This is a genomic window from Shewanella nanhaiensis (genome assembly GCF_019457885.1).
Lineage (GTDB): Bacteria > Pseudomonadota > Gammaproteobacteria > Enterobacterales > Shewanellaceae > Shewanella > Shewanella nanhaiensis.
Genome location: NZ_JAHZST010000003.1, coordinates 384,965 through 406,015, shown reverse-complemented (window position 1 = coordinate 406,015; position 21,051 = coordinate 384,965). Strand labels below are relative to the sequence as shown.

Annotated in this window: 20 protein-coding genes; 13 read left to right on the top strand and 7 right to left on the bottom strand. The window is 43.0% G+C overall.

The annotated features are described in order from the left end of the window. The first annotated feature begins 3 nt into the window (after window positions 1–3). Window positions 4–705 carry an OmpA family protein gene (locus tag K0625_RS06275; protein WP_220108890.1) on the top strand — a complete coding sequence of 234 codons (702 nt, stop codon included), beginning with the start codon at window positions 4–6 and terminating at the stop codon, window positions 703–705. Between the two features lie 109 nt (window positions 706–814). Here the strand turns inward: K0625_RS06275 and K0625_RS06270 are convergent, their stop codons facing one another. Next, entirely contained in the window at window positions 815–1,012 is a 198-nt protein-coding gene (locus K0625_RS06270) for a hypothetical protein (RefSeq protein WP_012323260.1), read from the bottom strand. A 300-nt stretch (window positions 1,013–1,312) separates the two neighbouring features. Here K0625_RS06270 and K0625_RS06265 point away from each other — a divergent pair, with 300 nt between their 5' ends. The 3 genes from K0625_RS06265 (at window position 1,313) to K0625_RS06255 (ending at window position 5,359) form a co-directional block, all read left to right on the top strand. After that, window positions 1,313–1,879, top strand: a complete 567-nt coding sequence (locus tag K0625_RS06265; RefSeq protein WP_220108889.1) for a carboxymuconolactone decarboxylase family protein — start codon at window positions 1,313–1,315, stop codon at window positions 1,877–1,879. Window positions 1,880–1,899: 20 nt separating this feature from the next. Further along, entirely contained in the window at window positions 1,900–3,819 is a 1,920-nt protein-coding gene (locus K0625_RS06260; RefSeq protein ID WP_220108888.1) for a putative bifunctional diguanylate cyclase/phosphodiesterase, read from the top strand. Between the two features lie 346 nt (window positions 3,820–4,165). Beyond that, window positions 4,166–5,359, top strand: a complete 1,194-nt coding sequence (locus K0625_RS06255; protein WP_220108887.1) for a conjugal transfer protein TraF — start codon at window positions 4,166–4,168, stop codon at window positions 5,357–5,359. 216 nt (window positions 5,360–5,575) lie between these two features. On the opposite strand, the gene K0625_RS06250 is transcribed toward K0625_RS06255, so the two are convergent. Together K0625_RS06250 and metJ are read right to left on the bottom strand one after the other, a co-directional pair. Further along, on the bottom strand, window positions 5,576–6,310 hold the full coding sequence (locus K0625_RS06250; protein ID WP_220108886.1) for a sulfite exporter TauE/SafE family protein: 735 nt from the start codon (window positions 6,308–6,310) through the stop codon (window positions 5,576–5,578). A gap of 111 nt (window positions 6,311–6,421) precedes the next feature. Beyond that, window positions 6,422–6,736 carry a met regulon transcriptional regulator MetJ gene (gene metJ, locus K0625_RS06245; RefSeq protein ID WP_012144376.1) on the bottom strand — a complete coding sequence of 105 codons (315 nt, stop codon included), beginning with the start codon at window positions 6,734–6,736 and terminating at the stop codon, window positions 6,422–6,424. Window positions 6,737–6,968: 232 nt separating this feature from the next. Here metJ and metB point away from each other — a divergent pair, with 232 nt between their 5' ends. The 6 genes from metB to K0625_RS06215 all read left to right on the top strand — a co-directional run bounded on the left by metB (window position 6,969) and on the right by K0625_RS06215 (window position 13,257). After that, window positions 6,969–8,135 (top strand): cystathionine gamma-synthase, encoded by a 1,167-nt coding sequence (metB, locus tag K0625_RS06240; protein WP_220108885.1) that lies wholly within the window; start codon window positions 6,969–6,971, stop codon window positions 8,133–8,135. A 21-nt stretch (window positions 8,136–8,156) separates the two neighbouring features. After that, window positions 8,157–10,550: a bifunctional aspartate kinase/homoserine dehydrogenase II gene (locus K0625_RS06235; protein WP_220108884.1), complete on the top strand. Its 2,394-nt coding sequence runs from the start codon at window positions 8,157–8,159 to the stop codon at window positions 10,548–10,550. Between the two features lie 382 nt (window positions 10,551–10,932). After that, entirely contained in the window at window positions 10,933–11,823 is an 891-nt protein-coding gene (gene metF / locus K0625_RS06230; RefSeq protein WP_220108883.1) for a methylenetetrahydrofolate reductase, read from the top strand. A 144-nt stretch (window positions 11,824–11,967) separates the two neighbouring features. Next, entirely contained in the window at window positions 11,968–12,351 is a 384-nt protein-coding gene (locus tag K0625_RS06225) for a hypothetical protein (RefSeq protein WP_220108882.1), read from the top strand. Continuing rightward, a complete protein-coding gene (locus K0625_RS06220) occupies window positions 12,348–12,971 on the top strand; it encodes a dienelactone hydrolase family protein (RefSeq protein WP_220108881.1) in 624 nt (207 codons plus the stop codon). Before K0625_RS06225 ends, K0625_RS06220 begins: the two co-directional genes overlap by 4 nt. Before the next feature lie 67 nt (window positions 12,972–13,038). After that, the gene (locus tag K0625_RS06215; protein ID WP_220108880.1) at window positions 13,039–13,257 is read left to right on the top strand and encodes a cysteine-rich CWC family protein; all 219 of its coding nucleotides are present in this window, start codon (window positions 13,039–13,041) and stop codon (window positions 13,255–13,257) included. 11 nt (window positions 13,258–13,268) lie between these two features. Here the strand turns inward: K0625_RS06215 and K0625_RS06210 are convergent, their stop codons facing one another. Then, the gene (locus K0625_RS06210; protein ID WP_220108879.1) at window positions 13,269–13,679 is read right to left on the bottom strand and encodes a hypothetical protein; all 411 of its coding nucleotides are present in this window, start codon (window positions 13,677–13,679) and stop codon (window positions 13,269–13,271) included. Window positions 13,680–13,822: 143 nt separating this feature from the next. Between K0625_RS06210 and K0625_RS06205 the strand changes: the two genes are divergently transcribed. From K0625_RS06205 to K0625_RS06195, 3 genes are all read left to right on the top strand, one after another. Continuing rightward, a complete protein-coding gene (locus K0625_RS06205; protein ID WP_220108878.1) occupies window positions 13,823–14,311 on the top strand; it encodes a hypothetical protein in 489 nt (162 codons plus the stop codon). 166 nt (window positions 14,312–14,477) lie between these two features. Next, window positions 14,478–15,200 (top strand): PIG-L deacetylase family protein, encoded by a 723-nt coding sequence (locus tag K0625_RS06200; protein ID WP_220108877.1) that lies wholly within the window; start codon window positions 14,478–14,480, stop codon window positions 15,198–15,200. Between the two features lie 163 nt (window positions 15,201–15,363). After that, the gene (locus K0625_RS06195) at window positions 15,364–16,317 is read left to right on the top strand and encodes a DMT family transporter (protein WP_220108876.1); all 954 of its coding nucleotides are present in this window, start codon (window positions 15,364–15,366) and stop codon (window positions 16,315–16,317) included. Window positions 16,318–16,330: 13 nt separating this feature from the next. On the opposite strand, the gene K0625_RS06190 is transcribed toward K0625_RS06195, so the two are convergent. The 3 genes from K0625_RS06190 to K0625_RS06180 form a co-directional block, all read right to left on the bottom strand. Beyond that, a complete protein-coding gene (locus K0625_RS06190; protein ID WP_220108875.1) occupies window positions 16,331–19,498 on the bottom strand; it encodes a response regulator in 3,168 nt (1,055 codons plus the stop codon). 10 nt (window positions 19,499–19,508) lie between these two features. Beyond that, complete coding sequence (locus K0625_RS06185) at window positions 19,509–20,507, bottom strand: ABC transporter substrate-binding protein (RefSeq protein ID WP_220108874.1); 999 nt, start codon at window positions 20,505–20,507, stop codon at window positions 19,509–19,511. Between the two features lie 154 nt (window positions 20,508–20,661). After that, entirely contained in the window at window positions 20,662–21,051 is a 390-nt protein-coding gene (locus K0625_RS06180) for a hypothetical protein (RefSeq protein WP_220108873.1), read from the bottom strand.

The following is a 21,051-nucleotide window of genomic DNA, read 5'->3' as shown; positions in this document are numbered from 1 at the left end:
ATAATGGTAAGCAAAACATGTTCTACCTTCATCAGTATCTTAAGCCTGAGTTGGCTTTTAAGCGGATGTGCACAAGAGGTGGTATCAGAATCGATATCAGAGCCGATGCAATCTCAAGCATCTGAACAGGGTCAATACGAACTAGCGTCATTTTGCTCAACTAAGGGGTATAACCTGAGTCAAAACGTGACGATCTCTGATGTAACAGGTATTGCAAATCATCGTGATGGGTATTTGATGATTAGGCAAGGATTAGAGCAAGTAGAGCTCAAGACTGCGCTATTGAAACTGGCAAAAAATCAGGATGTTTCGATAAGTTGTATGGAGTATTTATCTAGTAATGGGTTGGTTGAATTTGGCTCTGGTGAGGGGCTGCTAGCACGGATCTATTTTGATTTTGACAGTAAGAGTTTGACACCTGAATCTCGCTTAATTTTAGATAAGGTGGCAAAAAGGCTGGTTCAAGCTCCGGAGGTGATCAAGTTGGTCGGCCATACAGATAATAGTGGTAGTGAAGAGTATAACTATAGTTTGGGCTTGCTCAGAGCTGATAATACCCAAGCTTATTTAAATAAACAGGGAGTGAGGGATACTCAACTCAAGAGTGAAAGCCAAGGTGAAACAAGGCCCATTGCCAGCAACGAAACCGTTGACGGAAGAGAGTTAAATCGAAGAGTTGAGCTGCTACAAATTACGCCTCATTAGTCACCTATGGCAAATATTTACCTGTGAACTTATGGGTATAAGTACTGATTTATAAGCTACCTAACAAGCTTAACTCTGTTTAGAGGGGAGTATAGCTCTCCTCAAAATATTATCCTGTGGTCAAGAACTCTTCGACACCTGTGACCCCAAAGTATTGAACTGAACGTTTGATTGCGATTTTTTTTGCGATCAGGTTTCCATCTTTAAATATCTTTACCACCTTTTTGCCGCCCCGGTCATTGGTGGAATATTCATGGTCATCGTTGAGGCGAAGATTGTCGAACTGAGTTTTCATGATCAGGTGCATAGACCCCCCATATATTTACCTATTAATTCTCTATCTGTCTATTATCTATACTTATTTAACCTTAGCATCTGTGGGAGTTATGGCTAGTGTTTTTAGATATTTATCTGCTTATTCAGCAAGCTTTTTTGTCAGTTTTTTTCTAGAAATTTGATTCTTTGGGCTTTATCTATCGTCAAGAACTTTTCGAAAAATCGACTATTATTTGATGTAGGAGTATTAGGTCTATACTTTTAATATTATTAATAGTATTTTTTGTTGGGCCTAAATATTTACTGAAAAACTGACTTTACGGTATTAGATATGAGTAACCTACCTGTTTTATCCGAGGAAGAGTTTAAAAACAAGTTTCCTGAAGTTCACCAACAGGTTTGTGATGAGTTAGGGATGGGGTTTGTGCCGGCAATCTTTCGCTGTGTTGCTCTTTTAAATCCTGATTTAGCGATGTCTTCCTGGAATATGGTGAGAAAGAACCTATGTGCAGGGGAGTTACCTAGGATCACCAAAGAGATAATGTTTGCATATATTGCCCATAAGAAAAAGTGTAACTACTGCACCGTGGCACACCATGCACTCGCCCTGCATCATGGATTTACCGAGGAGGATATGGAGACCATTCTTAATGATCTGGAGCAGATAAAAAACCCCTCCTTAAAGTTAGTCATAAAACTGGCTGATTCCTCTGTTGATAATGATTTTTCTAGTGTTTCGGAATTAGATGACGAGCTGTGTGCTTTAGGTTTCGCTAGAGATGAGATAACAGAGTTGATTGGTATGATCTCCTGCTCTCTCTATATGGTAAACCTTGCGGACAGTATAGGTATCGATATAGATAAACGGTTTACCGATGTGATAGATAAGGCTAGTTGAAACTGATGCCAGGGAAGAGAGTGTTAGATGTAGAATTAAGCCATGAGGGGGAGAACTCCAACGGTATAGATAAGTCACTTTTTTATAGTGATTCTACCTCGATCAAGCAGACCTTAGAGGCTTCCTTGAGATCTGCCAGTCTGTTAGAACTTAGTACTTCAATTAATGTTGATTCAAATTTTATTCGAGATCTGAAGAGTATCTACCAAAAAACACGTTTTTCGGTGGATATCGATACCTGTGTGCTCTTTCGTTTTGTGAATGGCTTATGGTGGGAAGTGATGCCGATCATCGAAAGTCATAAGTTTATTGGGCACACTTGCTGGAGCAAGGTACCTAAAAATCAAGTTAGTACGATAGAGTCTCTCTTTGAGATCCGAGATGAGGTGGTTAATCAGCGAGAGTGCGGAGATATGTCGGCAGATATCTTCGATCTACTGTCTCAGGGAAATATTCATTTTGAGCGTTTTAAAACAGAGCGTGGCGGGGTTGCTTTTAAGCCTTCGGGCGTCAAGTTTTTCTCTCAATATGATACTGCTTTTTTAGCCTATGTTGCGGCAATCATCTCATTTTGTGTGGACAAAGATATCTCGAGCCACTACCTACAAGAGGTTTATCACTCACTGCAGGAGATTGCAGATAACTTTAATGAGCAGAGTGCGGATGAGGAGAGTGTCGCCACCATGTTTCTTGACCCTACGACAGGGCTACATAGTAAACTTGGTTTTCAAAGGATCATTCAATATTTGATTGATAAAAGACAGGAAAATAGTTTTATTGTTGTCTTATCACTCGAGATATCAGGTGGTTCAATTAATTTGCTAGATGAAGAGGTGAAGCGCTCCTTTTTAAAGAAAGCGATAGTGCGATTAAAAACCGATATACCCGATAATAATACGCTCTCAATTCTCAATAGCAGTGAGTTTGCCTTTATTATGATCGACTCCTCTACGGAAGAGGTGATCAGGACACTTACTTGTGTCATTGATGCATTTCTTAATTATTTGATGGTGGATGGTCATCCTATGCCATGTGAATTGAGAGCGGGTTACAGCTGCTATCCTAGCTGTGAATCAGAGCCTAATGAGTTGTTAAGAATGGCGTATATCGCTCTCTATCAAGCCAAAAATACTCCGACAAGAAAGCCAGTTGGTTATCAGGATGCAATTGTTCAGGAGTTAAGATTGCATCTTGAGCTAGCACATTGCTTACCCAGAGCCATCGAGCTCGGAGAGTTTGTACTCTACTTTCAACCGATTGTGAACTCGACAAAGTTAGATGAACCCATTCAACACTATGAAGCTCTGATCCGCTGGGAGCATCCCGTAAAGGGAGTTGTTCCGCCGGATCATTTTATTGAAATTGCTGAAAAGAGTGGTGATATTATTGCTATTGGCTACTGGGTGATTCATGAGGTTTGCCGATGTTTATCTCAACCTTCTGTGCCGAAAAATGTAGGAGTATCGATTAACCTGTCTCCGGTTCAGTTTAAGGAGGAGATGCTGGTTCAAAATATCGCTGAAATAATTAAGGGTTACGGTATCTCGACCAATAGAATCACAATAGAGATCACTGAAACCTCGGCGATGCAAGATAATGAGTTAACGAAAGAGAAGTTTTCCGAGTTTCACGCTGAGGGATTTAAACTCTCAATGGATGATTTTGGTACCGGTTATTCATCTTTAAGTTATCTGCTTAATTTCCATTTTGATATTATAAAGATAGATAAGAGTTTTATCGACAATACCTTAGTCGATGTACAGTATGAGATCATTGCTCAGACGGTCGTTAAGCTTGCTCATGATCTGGATTTGACCGTCATCTGTGAGGGGATTGAAACCGATCAGCAGTATAAGATGGTTAGTGAATGGAAAACAGATATGATCCAAGGGTATCTAATCAGTAAACCAAAACCTTGGAGTGAGTTTTATAAAAATTAAAGTTTTACCCCCCTATTTCAACTCCCCTTCTTAATAAAAATACCTAGCTATCCACAACTCCATATTTTTTTGTTCTATTCACCTGCCTGCTAATGAAATTTTCAAATCAATAGAGGTATATCAAGCAGTTATTTTTAGTCAAAAGATAGGGTTGAAGCCTTCGTTATAGATAGAGGTATTTATTTGTTTTTTCTGTTTGTTTTTTGACCGATTATCGCACACAATTCTGATTGTTGAACTATCTTTAAATTCCACTGTTTTTTGTCTTTGGTTTCTATTGAATCACGCTTAATGACCAAGGCTAGACTCAAGTGAGTAATGATAAATAAAGATAAGGGATGAATGGATGAAAAAGCTAAAATATGCAGTGTACTTCGCTTTGTTATTACCTTTTAACGTCATGGCTGGTCAGCAATATTATGAGGCTCGCAGCGATGCGATGGGTGGTACAGGTGTGGCGTCCTCTAACCGTGAGGGGGCAGCCTTTATTAATCCTGCTCTTTTAGCTCTACAGGCTCCGCAATTTAATGATTTTTCCCTACTTTTACCCGTTCTCGGAGCCGATGGCGCTGATAAAGATCAGATGGTTGATAAATTCGATGCGCTAGAGGAATCCTATGACGGATTAGAGGCTGCGATTAATGCTTCGAATGCTGCTGCTATTGACCGATTTCGTACGGATTTGATTGGCGATCTAGAGTCGTTAAAAGATAACACTGCTTATGTCAGTGCCGGCATTGGGTTTTCGCTTGTGATCCCTAACCACAAGATGCCGATGGCGGTTTTCTACAAAAGTTATATCGATGCTATTGGGGTGACTGTGATTGAGCAATCTGATATCGATGATTTAACTGTGCTAGATCCTAATAACCCTCCTGAAGTGTCTGATCTTGATTCTCAAGGGGCTGTTGTCGCGGGGGCTGTGTCAGATTTTGGTGTGGCAATTAGCTTTCCACTCTCTATCGTTAATATGCCCATATCGGTTGGGATATCCCCTAAGTTTCAGCGGATCGATACCTATAACTATGTGGTCAGCGCAAATAATTTCGAGTCCAGTGATTTTAATGACTCCAAATATCGTAATGATGAGTCTACGTTCAATCTGGATATTGGGGTGGCGATGGAGCCGATTGAGGGGCTTGTTGTGGGGTTATCTGGGCGTAACTTAATCAGTCAGGATGTGGATACGGTTGAGGCCCAAGGACGTAAGTTTACTTATCAGGTTGAGCCTCTATTTACAGCTGGGGTAGCTTATGATTGGAAGAGTCTGACATTAACATCAGATATCGATTTAAATGCTTATAAACGCTTCGACGAGCTAGAGGGGACTCAGTATTGGCGCTTAGGTGGTGAAGTGAGGGCGATGGACTGGTTAGCACTGCGTCTAGGCTACCGTCACGATATGAAGGACAACACCTCCAATATCTACTCATTAGGTACAGGTTTCTCCATCGGGCAGGCATTTTACTTAGATCTTACTGGCATGGTGGGCAGTGATGATGCCATCGGTGGTGTGCTGCAAACCTCATATCACTTTTAATGGCTAAGAAGGGCGTTTGCAGGCTCATTTTAAGCTCGCTTCGCTACGAGAGCGGGAACGCGTTCCCTTCGAGTTCGCCAACAAGTTGACTGCGAGTACAAGCAATACGTAGTAGGTTTGTGTCACTTCTCTTTCTCGAAGACCGAAGGTCGCTCTCGAAGTATCGTTGATGCACACTTGCTGTGACACAGTCGCGTTCTCGGAGCGCTCTGGCTTTTACAACTCTATTAACGATTTAATCGTCAACACTAATGCGCTGATAGAGCAAAGTATTAAGGTCATGCTGCGTGTTTTGCTTTTATCCACTCTCCCGACCAACCTGCCAGCCACTAGATAGCCTAATATCACCGAAGGAAGCAGTAACAGTGATAACCAAAGCTGCTTTAACTCTAGTAACCCTGTCACGGCTAAGATGGCTAAGGCGATGGTGGAGCTGAAGATAAAGAAGGCTGAGAGGGCCGCTCTAAATTGGTTGGCATCTTTACCTGAGAGTAAGATGGCTAATGGTGGTCCTCCGATGGCCGCTATATTGCCAAATACACCTGATATGACCCCTGCCGCAAATAAACTCTTGCGATTCACGACTAAATTAAACTTCATTAGGCTTAAGATGACAGCTGCGGCTACGATCCCCGCTATGGCGAGTCCCAGTATCGGCTGAGGAGCAAATATGAGTAAAGCAGCGCCTAAAAAGCCGCCAGGAATACGACCAAGCAGTGCGTATTGCAGGCCGTTAAACTCCAAAGCGCCACGCTCTCTAAAGAGGGTCAGTAACGAGATGGTAAATCCCATGATGATCACGGGAGCTGGAACGAGATCTGGGTCAACAATGTAGAGCAGCGGAGAGGCAACAACCGCAAGACCAAAGCCTATTAAGCTTTGAGTAAGTGCACCAAAGAAGATGATGATAGATGCCAGTAGCAGGGTGGTAGGTGCAATTAACTCAAACATATTGAATGTCCATTAGCCGAGCACAAAATTGAAAATTAATACAAAAATAACAGAGTAAAACAAACAGGGACCGCATTGCGGTCCCTGAGGTGAGTATACATTTATATAAGCTTACTCAACATCTTCCCACTCAATCCCCATCTCATCCATTAAGCGTTTCACTTCCGCTGGGATGCTGTCGGGCTTGTCTTTTGAAAGATCTTCATCGTTAGGCAGTGGCTGACCAGTGTAAGCATGCAAAAAAGCTTCACAGAGCAGCTCACTATTGGTGGCGTGACGAAGGTTGTTGACTTGACGACGTGTGCGTTCATCAGTCAGTACCTTAAGTACTTTCAAAGGAATGGAAACAGTAATTTTCTTTACCTGTTCATTCTTTTTGCCGTGTTCAGCATAGGGGCTGATGTAATCGCCATTCCACTCAGTCATTGACTCACCTGTAAATTCAAAATTCGGGGCAGATTTTAACCCTTTAATTTGTACAGTCAAATTATTGCCTCTTATTTCCATTAAATGCAAATAGATTTCCATATGTTCGGACGTCTAAACGTCTAATTGGTTGACGAAGAGGTAACTCTTAGGTACATTTAGACGTCCAGACATCTCTTTGTTCTTGTCGATATGAAGTATGATGTGAAGTAGTCAGTATTAGGAGCAGTAGATGACCGAACGTAAGTTAGCCACGATTGCCGTGCGTCAGGGGATTGAGTCCGATACCCAACATGGTGCCGTAGTACCGCCGATCTATCTTTCCACTAATTACTCCTTCGATGGGCATAAAAAACCAAGAGATTTTGATTACAGCCGCTCAGGTAATCCAACCCGCTCGATTCTAGGCGATGCCATTGCTGGCCTAGAGAAGGGAGCTACTGGCGTCGTAACCTGTACGGGAATGGCTGCCATAACCTTAGCCACTAGCTTGTTAGGTCCAGATGATCTGCTTGTGGTACCTCACGATTGTTATGGTGGTAGCTACAGACTATTCACTAATTTGGCTAAAAAGGGTCAATTTAAGCTGGCGGTGGTCGATCAAACTGACAGTCAGGCTTTAAGTGAGGCGATAGGCCTAAAACCTAAGATGGTTTGGCTTGAGACACCATCGAATCCACTGCTAAGGGTGGTTGATATCGAGGCGATTGCGCAAGCAAGTCACGAGGTTGAAGCGCTCGTGGTCGTCGATAACACTTTCCTCTCTCCCATTTTGCAGCAGCCACTTCTTTTAGGGGCTGATATCGTGATCCACTCGACGACTAAATATATTAATGGCCATAGCGATGTTGTGGGTGGCGCTGTGGTGGCAAAAGATCCAGAGCTTGGTGAGTTACTGCATTGGTGGTCAAACACCTTGGGGCTGACAGGGTCGGCGTTTGACAGCTATCTGGCTCTACGCGGCCTTCGAACCTTGCCTATCCGTATTAAAGAGCATCAAGCTAATGCTGAGCGAGTGCTAGAGGTGCTGACAAACAGCAGCGCCGTCGACAAGGTGTATTATCCTGGATTGAAAGATCATCCCGGTCACGAGATTGCCGCTAAGCAGCAAAAAGGCTTCGGTGCCATGCTCAGTTTCGAGTTAAAAGGTGGAGAGGCCGAGTTAGTTGCCTTCTTAGCGCAACTTTCTGTGTTTTCTGTCGCAGAAAGTTTAGGTGGGGTAGAGAGTTTAGTCGCGGTTCCTGCGACAATGACCCATAGAGCGATGGAGCCAGAGGCACGAGCCGAGGCCGGGGTTAAAGAGACCCTTATTCGCCTCTCTGTCGGTATTGAAGATGCTGATGATTTAGTTGCAGATATTCAAGCAGGTCTTACTGCTGCATCTGCAGCCAGCTGTTAATTGGTTTAGTAGGAGTTAGAGATGGCGCGTGGTCATTTACATAAATTTGGTGGTTCTAGTCTGGCTGATGCTGATTGTTACCGCCGCGTGGCTCATATCCTTCTCACTCACGGCAATAGCGACGATCTGGTCGTTGTCTCCGCCGCAGGTAAGAGCACCAATTTTCTTTATAAGCTACTGGCGTTAAAAGATTCGTCTCAGTTGTGGCAAGAGGAGCTACAGGTGCTGATCAGTTTTCAACAGAATCTGATTGAGCAGCTGCTCTCTAACGAGCAGGCAAGGAGCTTGCGTGAACGTTTATCTATCGATAAGTATCAGCTGATAAGCTTGTTCTCTCTCGATTCCCTTAATGAATACAAGCGCAGCGAAGTGGTGAGCTTCGGCGAGCGCTGGTCAGCACGTTTGCTAGCCGCACTTTTACGAGAGTCTGGTGTGGCGGCGAGTGATATTGATGCTAGAAGTTTGTTGATTGCCGATGAGGGGGCTATTCCTCAAATAAGAGTCGATGAGTCCCGTGCTCGGGTGCTTAAGCGTGTAGATGAGAGTCCCAATGAGAGACTGATTATCACCGGGTTTATCTGCGCCAATAGCCAAGGTGAGACTCTACTGCTTGGTCGTAATGGCTCAGACTACAGCGCCACCTTAATCGCAAGCCTTGCCAATATTGGCCGAGTGACAATCTGGACCGATGTCGAAGGGGTATTTAATGCCGACCCTAATAAGATTAATGATGCCAAGCTGCTTAAGAGCCTCTCGTTAGATGAGGCGAACCGTCTGGCTCATTTAGGCTCCCCTGTACTGCATAACCGCTCACTGCAGCCCCTGTTTGATACCGATGTGAGCTTAGCAGTGCGTTCAAGTTACGCATCACATACCGACTTTACTCTTATTGCACCAAAGAGTTCATCAGCCAGTGCACCGGTTGTAACAAATCTATCTTCAGTATCACTATTTAATTTCAGACTGACAGCCGGACTGCAAAGCGTTATCGAGCTGTTAGCCGAAGCGGGGTTGATCCCGTTAGCCCATTGGAAGTTAGCGCAAAACCGAGTGGAGTTGGCGTTTACGAATGAGAACAGCAAACAGGTGCAATCGATACTGGAGCTTAATGCTGAGCCTCTGGGTATTGCCGATATCCGAGTGCGTGAGGATCTGGGGTTAGTCGCGCTTGTTAGCGCCGACTCAAATCTCTATCGCCGAGGATTTGCTCGTTTGCTAAGTCGTGATGCGCGGCCACTATTTAATGATGGCTTGAGTCTAGTGACCTTAGTGCCTTTTGGTCAGGTTAACCTCTTGACTCAGAAAGTTCATCGTCGCTGCGCAGGACCTCGTAAACGTATTGGAGTACTGCTTCTAGGTGTGGGTAATATTGGTGAAGCTTGGGTCGACCTCTTCACCCGAGCGCGCACCTCATTGAATAAAGAGCTAGAGGCCAGTGTCGAGCTGGTGGGCTTATTGAGCTCAAAAAAAGCTCTCCTTAAAGAGGAGGGGATTAGCCTGAGTTCATGGAAGGAGGAGTTTGATCAACAAGCGACGCCTTGGTTGTATGATCATCTTTTTGAGCAGCTTCAAGCCCTCGAGTGTGATGAACTTATTGCACTTGATATTAGTGCTAGTGCCGATCTTACGTTGCAGTATCCAGAGTTTTTTGCTCGTGGGATCCATGTGGTTAGTGCCAATAAACTTGCAGGATCAGGGCCGCTGGCCTTCTATCACGAGCTTAAACAACAGCTAGGTAATCGCAGACTGTTTTGGCGCTACAATGCTAGCTGTGGTGCAGGCTTACCGGTTCAACATGCTTTAAATGATCTGCACAATAGCGGCGACAATATCGAAGCCGTAGGGGGGATCTTCTCTGGCACCTTGTGTTGGTTGTTTGAGAACTATGATGCTGAGAAGCCGTTTTCACAGCTGGTATTGGAAGCGAAAGGCTTAGGGATCACAGAGCCCGATCCCCGTGACGATCTTTCAGGTCGTGATATGCAGCGCAAGCTACTCATTTTAGCTCGCGAAATCGGCCATGATATCGAGCTTGAAGATATTAAACTTAACTCTCTCGTGCCTGCCGAGTTAGCCGATATCCCTCTAGAGCAGTTTTTAGCTCGTATCTCTGAACTCGATGAGGAGATGCTAGCGCAGTTTAACAGCGCAGCTGAGCTGAATAAGGTGCTGAGATATGTGGCGGGACTGGACTTTATCGATGGTGAGTTAAAGGCTGAGGTGGGGATAGAGTGGGTAGATAGAGAGCACGCTTATGCCAATTTAACTCCAGGTGATAACGTGTTTGTTATTCGTAGCTCCTTTTACCAGGATAACCCGCTTATTATTCGTGGCCCAGGAGCTGGGCGTGAGGTCACGGCAGCCGCTGTACAATCGGATCTGGCCCAAATTTGCCGAGATCTGGTTCAGGAATAAAGAGTAACGAAGGGCGCTTTGCTTCGAGAGCGCTTCGCTTTGAGTCTGTTCGCAGGCTCACTTCGAGGACGCCAACAAGTTGGCTGCGAGAAAAGCACAATCACTTTGCTTTTGACTGTTCTTGAGCTAGTAGTAGCCTCACTGCTAGCTGACTTTTCTTTTTCTCGTAGGTCGAAGCCCTAACTCGCAGTGACGAAGTCACTATCTCGTTACACCCCGTTATATCTTATTTAATAAAATTGGCATTAGTCCTCTTTTAGCTATTGACTTCAAACCTAGTTTCTCTAATATGGATGTATAGACGTCCAAACGTCTAAAAGAGAACTCTGTGACTTAACTCGATTAAGAGAACAGATTATACAAAGCAGTAGAGGGAATAGAGATGAGTTTTAATCATGCACAACATTCAACGTCACTAAACCAGAGCTTAGCTGAGCTGAATGGCGATATTAACGTTTCTTTCGAGTTTTTCCCTCCTGCAACACCTGAGATGGAGCAGTTACTCTGGAACTCTATACGTCGCCTTGAGCCACTGAATCCTAAGTTTGTTTCGGTAACCTATGGCGCTAACTCTGGAGTTCGTGACCGTACTCACGGCGTGATTGAACGTATTCAAAAAGAGACAGATCTGGTTGCTGCCCCGCACCTTACTTTAGTCGACGCCAGTGATGAGGAGCTTAAAGAGCTAGCTAAGCACTACTGGAATTCAGGTATTAAAGATATCGTCGCACTGCGTGGCGATCTGCCTGAAGGGAGTCCAAAGCCGACTCGCTTTGCTAATGACTTGGTACGTCTACTGCGCTCGGTGGCTGATTTTGATATCTCGGTGGCTGCTTACCCTGAAGTTCACCCTGATGCGCGTAATGCTCAGGCTGATCTGATTAATCTAAAAAAGAAGATAGATGCAGGCGCCAATCGCGCAATTACCCAGTTCTTCTTCGATGTTGAGTCTTACCTTCGCTTTCGTGACCGCTGCGTGACGGCAGGTATCGATGTTGAGATCGTACCTGGCATACTACCAGTGACTAACTTTAAGCAGTTAAAGCGCTTTGCTGGCATGACCAATGTCGGTATTCCAGGTTGGTTACATAAGCAGTTTGAAGGCTTAGATGATGATCCTGTGACTCGTCAGATGGTAGGTGCTAACGTGGCGATCGATATGGTCAAAGTCCTGTCTCGTGAAGGGGTTAAGGATTTCCATTTTTATACCCTAAATCGCGCTGAGCTCACGTACGCCATCTGCCATACATTGGGTGTACGTCCGGGTAAGTAAAGTATTAAGTTACGAGAACAGATGCTCTGAGTGATGAGTTAAGTTTAATAGAATAATATAGATGCCCTACCGTGACAGGTAGGGCATTTTTGTATCTGATATAAGCTTGTTGTAAGGTGTAAAAAACACTTTAAGGATAACTGGATGAAAACATGGAAGCTGAGTTTTTTGAGTTTATTATTGCTTAGCGCGTGCAGTAACCTCACGTTTCGAACTCATATTAGTCCTGAAATTGGTGAGGTTGCAGCTAGGTCTATAGCGGCTTCTGACATTAGAGAGTTTACGGCAGAAGAGATTTCTCGTCGTGAAAAAGAGTTCCTTGGAGAGATAAGGTCATCATATTGCCAAGCTGGGTTATCTAAACCAACTCCTTCACGCTCCTTGTTAGCCACTGACTTGCGTTATAAAACTGTAGGACTTGGGGGCAATGGTTATACTGTAATGGAGTGCTTTGATTCTAATGCCGGTTGTAATGCCTATTTAGAGTGCCGTGCTTTAGCTTATATTGTTAGAGATGGCTCCCTTTGAAAGTTATCTTAATCACAGATATTTTTGGTGTAACTGAGCACCTATTACAGATTCAACAAGGGATCGCTAGAGCAGGTTGGGCGTGTGAAGTGCTTGACCCCTATTGCGGTGTTGGGCGACAGTTTATGAGCGAGTCTGTCGCCTATGAAAGCTTTATGGCTGAGTGTGGTCATAAACCGTATTGTGATTTGGTGATAAGCAAGCTTGAGACTGCTGATTGTCCCTGTGTTGTAATTGGCTTTAGTGCTGGCGCCTCGGCGGCTTGGAAAGCACTTGATAGGCTTAGTCCTGATGCTGTATCACAGCTAATTGGTTTCTATCCCAGTCAAATACGGCACCATTTAGCTGTGAATCCTAGTGTCCCTGTCAGCCTTGTTTTCCCCGCCTTTGAATCGCATTTTGATCTGGGTGCTGTGATGGTGAGTTTAGCTAAAAAATCATTGCTGATGCTTAGTCAAACACAGTATGGTCACGGTTTCATTAACTTTTACTCTTCGGCTTATCATAAGTTTGCATCTTCGCAATATATTGATCTCCTATGTAATCCAAAACTGTTAAAGGAGCCAACTTCGATGCAAACTGAACTAGCAAGGCTTTCAGATAAAATGTTAGAGCGTTAGTTATGCAATATTTTCTCTGTTTGCGGCTTAGGTCATCAAACCCTTTTTCTTTCATTAAGGTGAACCTATGATTCAAACATCCGCTACCTTCTGCCCACTGTGCCGAAACAAAAATCTATGCGCAGTCAGTGCTAATGGAAGTATTGATGAGTGTTGGTGTCAAACAGCCAGCTTTCCACCTAAAGCGACTGTGAAAGAGTTAACCGATGCTAGCAGCTGTATCTGCCAAGACTGTCTCGCAAGGATTAAACAAGAGTTAGAGCTAGGTATTACGAGGCTAGAGTAAAGGTTTCTTATTTAATAGTTTTCGGCAGAGATCAGGTTTACGTCACGTTGAAAACAGCCATCAGTAAGCCTTTTATGGCTGACGCCTTGCAGCATGAATGAGATGTTATACCTGCTGCCTTTAACGGCTAGCTTGCTGATGACAGCTCCTCTCACCAAATAGCCTGAACTCTGTGTTATGGCATCTTCTATCCGCTCAATTTTGGTGATCTTATACACTGTGGAATTGAGCTTCTTATCCCCTTGTACGACCATGGCCATTTGTCCTTTAGTGACATATTGCCAATCATGATTCATTGCGTTAGCGATTTGCGTGTCATCGAGATCGAAAATAATAGGATCATCCCCTTGAGCTCTAGATTTTATCGTCTCGTTATATACGCTGTTGTAATCTCGACCTTGTAAATTATTAAAATAGATCATGGGTTCACCTCTACAAAATGTAAAGTGATTATATCAATTGGTACTCACATGTATACTCGCTTGTTAGTTGTGTCTGGTTCAGCTTATATTCAATGGTGGTGGAGTATTCTTGCCCTGTTGCATAGTTTAAATTGGACGGCTTAATGAAATTTCGCATATTACTTGTGTCTCTACTTATCTGTTTTGCGCCTGCTTCCATGGCTGAGTCACTGCTTTGGATAAAAGGCAATCATAGCGCTATACCTGATGCTGTGATAAAGCCATCCGGTGAGCTGTGGTTGAAGGGAAATAGCGGTACCTTACCCGATGCATTCGTTAAAAATACTCAACCTATAGTGCAGCTCCAATCGCAGCGAAGCAGTCAAATAAATGAAGCAAAAAGTGATCTCATCATCTGCCGCGATAACCAGATCTGGCTAAGTGGTGATATGTCACAAGAGCCAGACGCTAAGTTAGATAAGCTAGGCAATGTTTGGTTAAAGGGCAATGATACCGACACGCCTGACGCAAATGTATCTCACGATGGTTTTATCTGGCTTATTAATAATTACACTAATACTGCCGATGCCGCAGTGAGAGGAGGAGACAGTTTTAAAAACGCTTTTATTGCCTCTGTGTACCTGATGATCTAACTTCTGTTCAGGTAATTTGACTATGCTTAGTATTAGTGTGAACTAGGCAGAGGGCGCAGAATAGGTGTTATATCTCAGATTAATATTGCCTGTTTTGTTTATTGTGATCACCGTGAGCGGTTGTTGTTTGCAAACACTACAACCAAACCTTAACCAGAACACCTTGATGAATAAAACAGAAGCAGTACCTTCCTTTTCTGTCATCGCATTGTTTGCTCACCCCGATGATGAAACGTGGATCTCAGGCACCTTGGCAACATTAGCTGCTAGAGGTGTGCAAGTGACGCCTGTCTATGTGACCTCTGGTGATGCTGGAAGCGATCACTCAGGTCAAGGACTTACCGGTGTTGAACTGGCTAGTGTAAGAGAGTTTGAAGCGCGTCAAGCCTCTGCTATCTTAGGGCTAAAACCACCTATCTTCTTAAGGTTTCCTGATGGCAAAGTTACCGAGTATGAGCAAGAGGTTAAACGTAAGCTCACTACTCTTGTAGAGCAGATCGCCCCTAAAATAGTGCTTACTTTTGCTCGAGGCGGGATCACAGATAATCGAGACCATAAAGCACTCAACGCCTTGGTAAGCGAGCATTTCTCTACGCTTGCCGCCTACTTTGCCGTATCTCAATCACAAGCTGAGATTTTAGCGCTATCTGCGAGTAAGTTTGACCTTAACTACCGCATTGCGAGACCTGTTGCAGATGCTGATATCAGCATTAAACTTGATGTTGTAGGCTACCAAGCACAAAGAGTTCGTGCGATGGCAAGTCATAAAACCCAGTTCCCGCCAGTGATGCTCCAAGCCTATCAAGACTATGCTGAGGCATCTCCTTGGGAGGCTTTAACGAGTGTGAATGAAAGTCAACTTATTATTTTTAAAACTATTACAGATTAAGCCCTATTGGTACAAACATCAGGTTTTCATCTATTAATTTTTGCAGGATAAAATTTGGGTTGTGGTTGTGGTTGTGGTTGTGGATTAATAATATTTAATTGAATGGCATATTCCCTTTTGTTGATGCAAGATGCCTGCTGATCCAATAAGCAGGTAAGTGCTAGTGCAAGCGAATTTCAAACTAGGTTTTTTCTTTATCTCAACGGCGGTTCTTTTTTGGGGCATTCTTCCGATAGCGCTAAAGCTGTCTGCGAGCTTTATTGACCCTGTGACCCTTACCTGGTTTCGCTTTCTGGTTGCCCTGCTGATTACCTTTGTTATCCAGTATGTGAGCGGGAGCTTGAAGCAGTTTGCATCTTTGAAGTCTCGAGATTGGTTGAAGCTTGCTTTTTCCGGCGTCTTTCTCATGTTCAACTACGTCTCATTTGTCTACTCTTTGGCGTATCTGGCGCCTGGGGCTGCACAGCTAAATTTTCAGACGGCTCCCTTTTTTCTGGCTTTCGGTGGCATGCTCTTTTTTAAAGAGAGATTAAATGCGGTTCAGATGGCCTGTTTTGCGACATTAGCCTTAGGTATGTTGCTATTTTTTCATCCTTATCTGGATTTTTCACAATCGGACAATAGTGCTGTTTGGACTGGAGTGATGATCATTCAATTCTCTGTGTGTTCTTGGACCAGTTATGCTTTGCTGCAAAAATCACTACTGAAAAAGTTAGACCCTAATAATATCCTGCTGTTTATCTATGGTTTAGGCGTGCTAGTGATGGCGTTTTTCAGTGACTTTACTCAGTTTGGAGTGATGACGCTTAATGAGTGGTGGGTTGCCATTTTTTGTGCCATCAATACTTTGATCGCATATGGTTGTTTTGGGGCTTCGATGAAGTATTGGCCGACGCCGCAAGTGAGTGCCATGTTAGCGTTAACGCCAGTGTTGAGCTTTAGCGCTACCGCTTTAGTTGTCAGTTTAGGGTTATGGCCTGATGCCTTTGTGAGTGATGAATTGAATTTCCTGTCATTAAGCGGTATTGCCATTATTATCTTGTCGGTGGCTTCTCTACAGTTACTTCCTATGATTAAGAAACACAGAGATAAGTTGGTCGTTGGAGAAGGGAGTTAGATGGGTCTGTGGTTTAATGATTTTTTATTTCTGTTAGGGGCTCTAGCCATTGTTTTAATTTGGCAACAAGCCTATCTGGATCAATTGGCTTAGCTAGGTAATCATTCATGCCGGATTGAATGCATTTTTCTTTGTCACCTATCATGGCATTAGCTGTCATGGCTATGATGCAAGCATCTGTATACTCTTCACCAGCTTGACCTGAGCGTATGGCTTGAGTGGTTTGATAGCCATCCATTTCGGGCATTTGACAGTCCATCAAGATGATATTGAACCTCTTATCTTGCTGATTGAGTCTCTCTAAGGCTTGAATACCGTTGATTGCCACAGTGGGAGTGATATCAAACTCCTCTAAAATCCCCTGAACAACGAGTTGGTTTACATGGTTGTCTTCGACTAGCAGTATTGAAGCCTCTGTTTCCCAGCTATTTTCCTCTTTGTATGAGGCGGACTTATCTTTATGACTAAGAGTCGTGAGATCATTGTGTGTTATCAATGGGGACTCGTTTTTCATGGCTTCACCAGATTTAGTAACAGTAGATAAGGCATCAAAGAGATCTTCGGTAGTTGTAGGTTTTGGAAAGTAGGCCTGAAAACCTAGATCTGCAAAGAATTGAGCATCCCCTTCTTGAGACATTGGTGTCATCATCACCAGTTTGATCTCATTGAAGTGGGGTGAGGTCTGCATCAGCTTTCCTAACATAGCACCATCCATCTTTGGCATACTCATGTCCAGAAATGCGATATCGAACTGAGGTTTATCTTTTTGTAAAAACCTTGATTGACAGAGCTTTAGGGCTTCTGGGCCACTTTCTGCTTCCGATACTTCGGCTCCCCAGAGGTTAAGTTGATTTTTTAGTACCTCTCTGTTTGTCTTATTATCATCGACAATTAGTAAGTTAAGGGAGTTTATGTCGACTTTAGGTATGACAAGCTGAGTCAGCTCACTTTTTTCCAGATGAAGGTAGAAGCTAAAGCAGCTTCCTTGATTCAATTCCGTGGTGACACTTATGTCGCCTCCCATTAATTGGCATAATTTCTTCACAATAGCTAATCCAAGACCTGTTCCTCCAAATCTTCGGGTTGTAGAAGCGTCAGCTTGACTGAAAGAGTCAAAGAGAGATGAGCGTTTGTTCTCTGCGATTCCGATACCTGTGTCGCTAATTGAGCATTTGAATAACCAGTTTTCATCTTCTAAAAGAGTTAACTTTGCTCGGATAAGGATCTCCCCTTGAGAGGTGAACTTGATTGAGTTACCGACCAAATTGGTTAATATCTGCCTTAATCTTCCTGAGTCTCCTTTGACTGAGGTATGTTCTATGCCTGAGAGGTCGAGTATAAGTTCCAAGTTTTTATTTTGTGCCTCTATAGCCATAGATTCAGCGAACTGACCTAGTAATTGGCGAAGGTTAAAGTCTAAATTTTCCAGTTCCAGTTTGCCTGCATCAACCTTGGAGTAATCCAAAATATCATTAATTAAGGTCAGCAATGATTGGGCACTGGATTGCGCAATAGAGGCTTTTTTTCTTTGATCTTCTTTCAGTTCACTATTAAGCAAGAGGCCAAGCATACCCAAAACACCATTCATTGGGGTGCGTATCTCATGGCTCATACTCGCCAAAAACTCACTTTTTGCCAGTGCAGCATCTTCTGCTGCATCTTTAGCGAGAATTAACGCATTTTCTGATTCTATTCGGTGGGTTATATCTTGGTAGTTCCAGACTCGACCATTAATCTTTCCATCGAGATTCATGGGTAAAGAGACGCGCTCCATGACTCGGCCATCTTTAAGGTAGAGTTTATCAAAGGTGGGGTGTTTATCATTGCCTTCTAATCTTGCTGTTTCAAACAATAGATTTTGATGATGTAACTGTTTATTTAAGTGCTTTTGTAGCTGGTCTTTGTCATCTAAGTTAAGTTGAGAGGCTTTTAGTTTCCAAATGGCCAAAAACCGTTTATTGACCTTAAAAATATCTCCTTGTTTACCTGTGACTAAAATGCCGTTATCGGTTGATTCTAGTGTCGACTCCAGTAGCGCGAGCATCTGCTTTATCTCCTGCTCTACTTTTTTCCTCTCCTCAATCTCAACGTCTAACAGGACCTTATTGGTGGTAGTTGATTGAAGGTTTGCCGCCATAGTATTCATGGCGTTTCCTAGAGTTGCAATTTCATCATTGCCTAGATCTGGAAGTCGATAAGATAGATTACCATCGCCAATGACTTTTGAGCCAAGACGTAATATTTCTAATCTACGTAACAGGCCATGCTTAGCTAAGAAGTAGAGAAAGCTAGCAAGCATAAATGCCCCGAGTAGTGATGTTATTAGAATGACTTGAGAGATCTGTTTTAGAGGTTTAAAAACTTTCTCTTGATCATAAATTATCAGGACTTCATTATTTTCAATATAATGATTATTCACAATATTTTTTGATGTTAAAGCTTCGAGTGGGTGATCACTTGCGGCGAGCTCATTATCTTTTGTTTGTAATGGGTGTTGGACAAGTATCTCTCCCTGTTTCGATCTGATAAAGGCTGAGGTGACATGATTGTTTGTACGGTTTAACTCATCTACTAAGGTTTTTAATACAGCTTGGTTGACTTGATGCCAATCAACAGAGATAACAAGCCAGCCAATAAACTCTCCTCGTTTCGTGATTTTTGTCGCTAGCCACTGGCTCTTTTCCTTATCTATTCCAACATGGCTAAGGTAAGGATCTGCTTGATAAGAGCTGAAGTAAGTATCATCTGTTGTTGAAGTTAGAAATAGCGGGTGAGTTAAGATATTGAGAAGTAGTAGGTTTTCACCATAGATTTTTTTATTTTGGTGGCTTCGTGTACTGGTTGAGAAAACAGCACCATCGGGTTCGGCGACCAGAACATAATTGATAAATGGATAAATATAGGGAAGATCGTTGAGAACTTGACTGATCCCACGGCTATCGAAAAGATCTAATGCTTTTTTTATCTCTCGATTTCGTGCAAATTCCCTTAAAATACTTAATATTTGCTGATGTTTATCATCAATTTTAGTTATGGCCAGCTCAATATTGCCTTCGAGATGATTTGTTTTCATCTCTAACATAAAGTTTCTAACTTGAAACTGTAAGTAGTAACCCACTGAGCCAATGACGAGCATGACGCTAATCGAGGCTGATAATACTAATTTTGTAATTAACTTCATCAGATATCTTTCATGGGGTGATTAAAATTACCTTCTCTTTAGCTGTATCTGACAGCACTATGCCCAGCTGTTTTAGGCTATTGGGGTTGGCCAGAAAGAGGGGCGGATCTTGTAGTTCAGACTTTAATCTAGTGGGGGGAAGTTTTTCTTGGAGAATTCTGGAAGCTTTTTTAGCAGCCATTTTTCCCAGAGTATAGAAATCTGCTACGGGGCCAAATGTTGAACCTTGTTCGATACCACTTTTATTTGAACTAAGAATGGGAAGTTTATGCTGAAGAGATATTTCGATAAGTGCAGCCTCTCCACCTGCTTGGAGTAGTGTGTCAGTTGTTGTGATAAATAGATCAACTTTACTTACTTGCTCTTTAGCCATCAACTTTAACTCTTCGATATCTCTAGGCTCCAAATTGATAGTGGTGATCCCTTTTCGTTTGAGTAGGCGGATCATGTTTGCCGCCTGGATATTGGAGTTGGGCTCACCTTTACGGTGGAAAATGGCTGCTGATTTAGCGTTAGGTAGAATTAAATTAAGTAGAGAGATGTAGTGTGCTAAAGGAATGAAGTTGCTGGTTCCAACCAAGTTATTACCTGAATACTCGAAGGACTCAATAAGACCTGAGTCAGCTGGGTAGGTAACAATTGAAAAAACGATGGGCATCTGTTCGGGTAAGACCTCCTTCATTATTGCTGTGCCGGGAGTTGTGAGTGAGTAAACTAGATCGACCCCTAAGCGTTTAAACTCCTTTGCGACCTTTTCTTGTAACGTCTTATCGCTACCAATTTCACCAAGGGTATAGTTTATATTGATGTTTTCTATTAGGCCTGCTTCTGTCATTCCATCTTTAAAACCTTGAACGCTGCTTTCATAGCCGGACCAGCTTGCGACTCCTACTCTATACCTATCTTTAGCTTCTACTTGGCTAATGGATGCAACTAGGCCATATATTAAAATAAGGATTAGAGGAGGCAGATATTGTTTTTTTACAGTGGAAAAATTCACCTTACTCATAAATCTCTTCCATGAGTGATCTTGGTATAACAATAGACCAAAATGAGTAAATTCATCCTATTATCGGTTGATATTCCATCTATAACAGGAGGAGCAATAACGCTTATTAGGTAAAGTCTTTATTATTGGTGTGAGAAGTTGTTTTGTTTTGAATCTAGGCTGTTTTGGCCAATATCTCTTTAAGCCAGTTCATGGCACTCTGCGTGCCTAACTTGGTTGCAGGAAAGATTTTTATATTGATCTCGTCTAAGGTGACTCGCTGACCTAGAAGGGGAGGGATATGCTCTCTTTGTAGATCATGGTACAGGATGGCCAATGCCCTTTGGTGCTCCAATGAGGCAAGACAGAGTTGGGCTTCATAGGTGTAGCTGTATTGATTTTTTTTATTAACGAGCAGGGCAAAATCTCCTGGATAAAAGTCACTTAGATAGTTATCCAGCTCTTCGACCATTTCGATACCCAGCTCAACGCCACTGTCGACAATGACTTCTGCTATATTCGATTCTAAATGGTTAATAGTGCAGCCAAAACTTAGCCTTGCCAT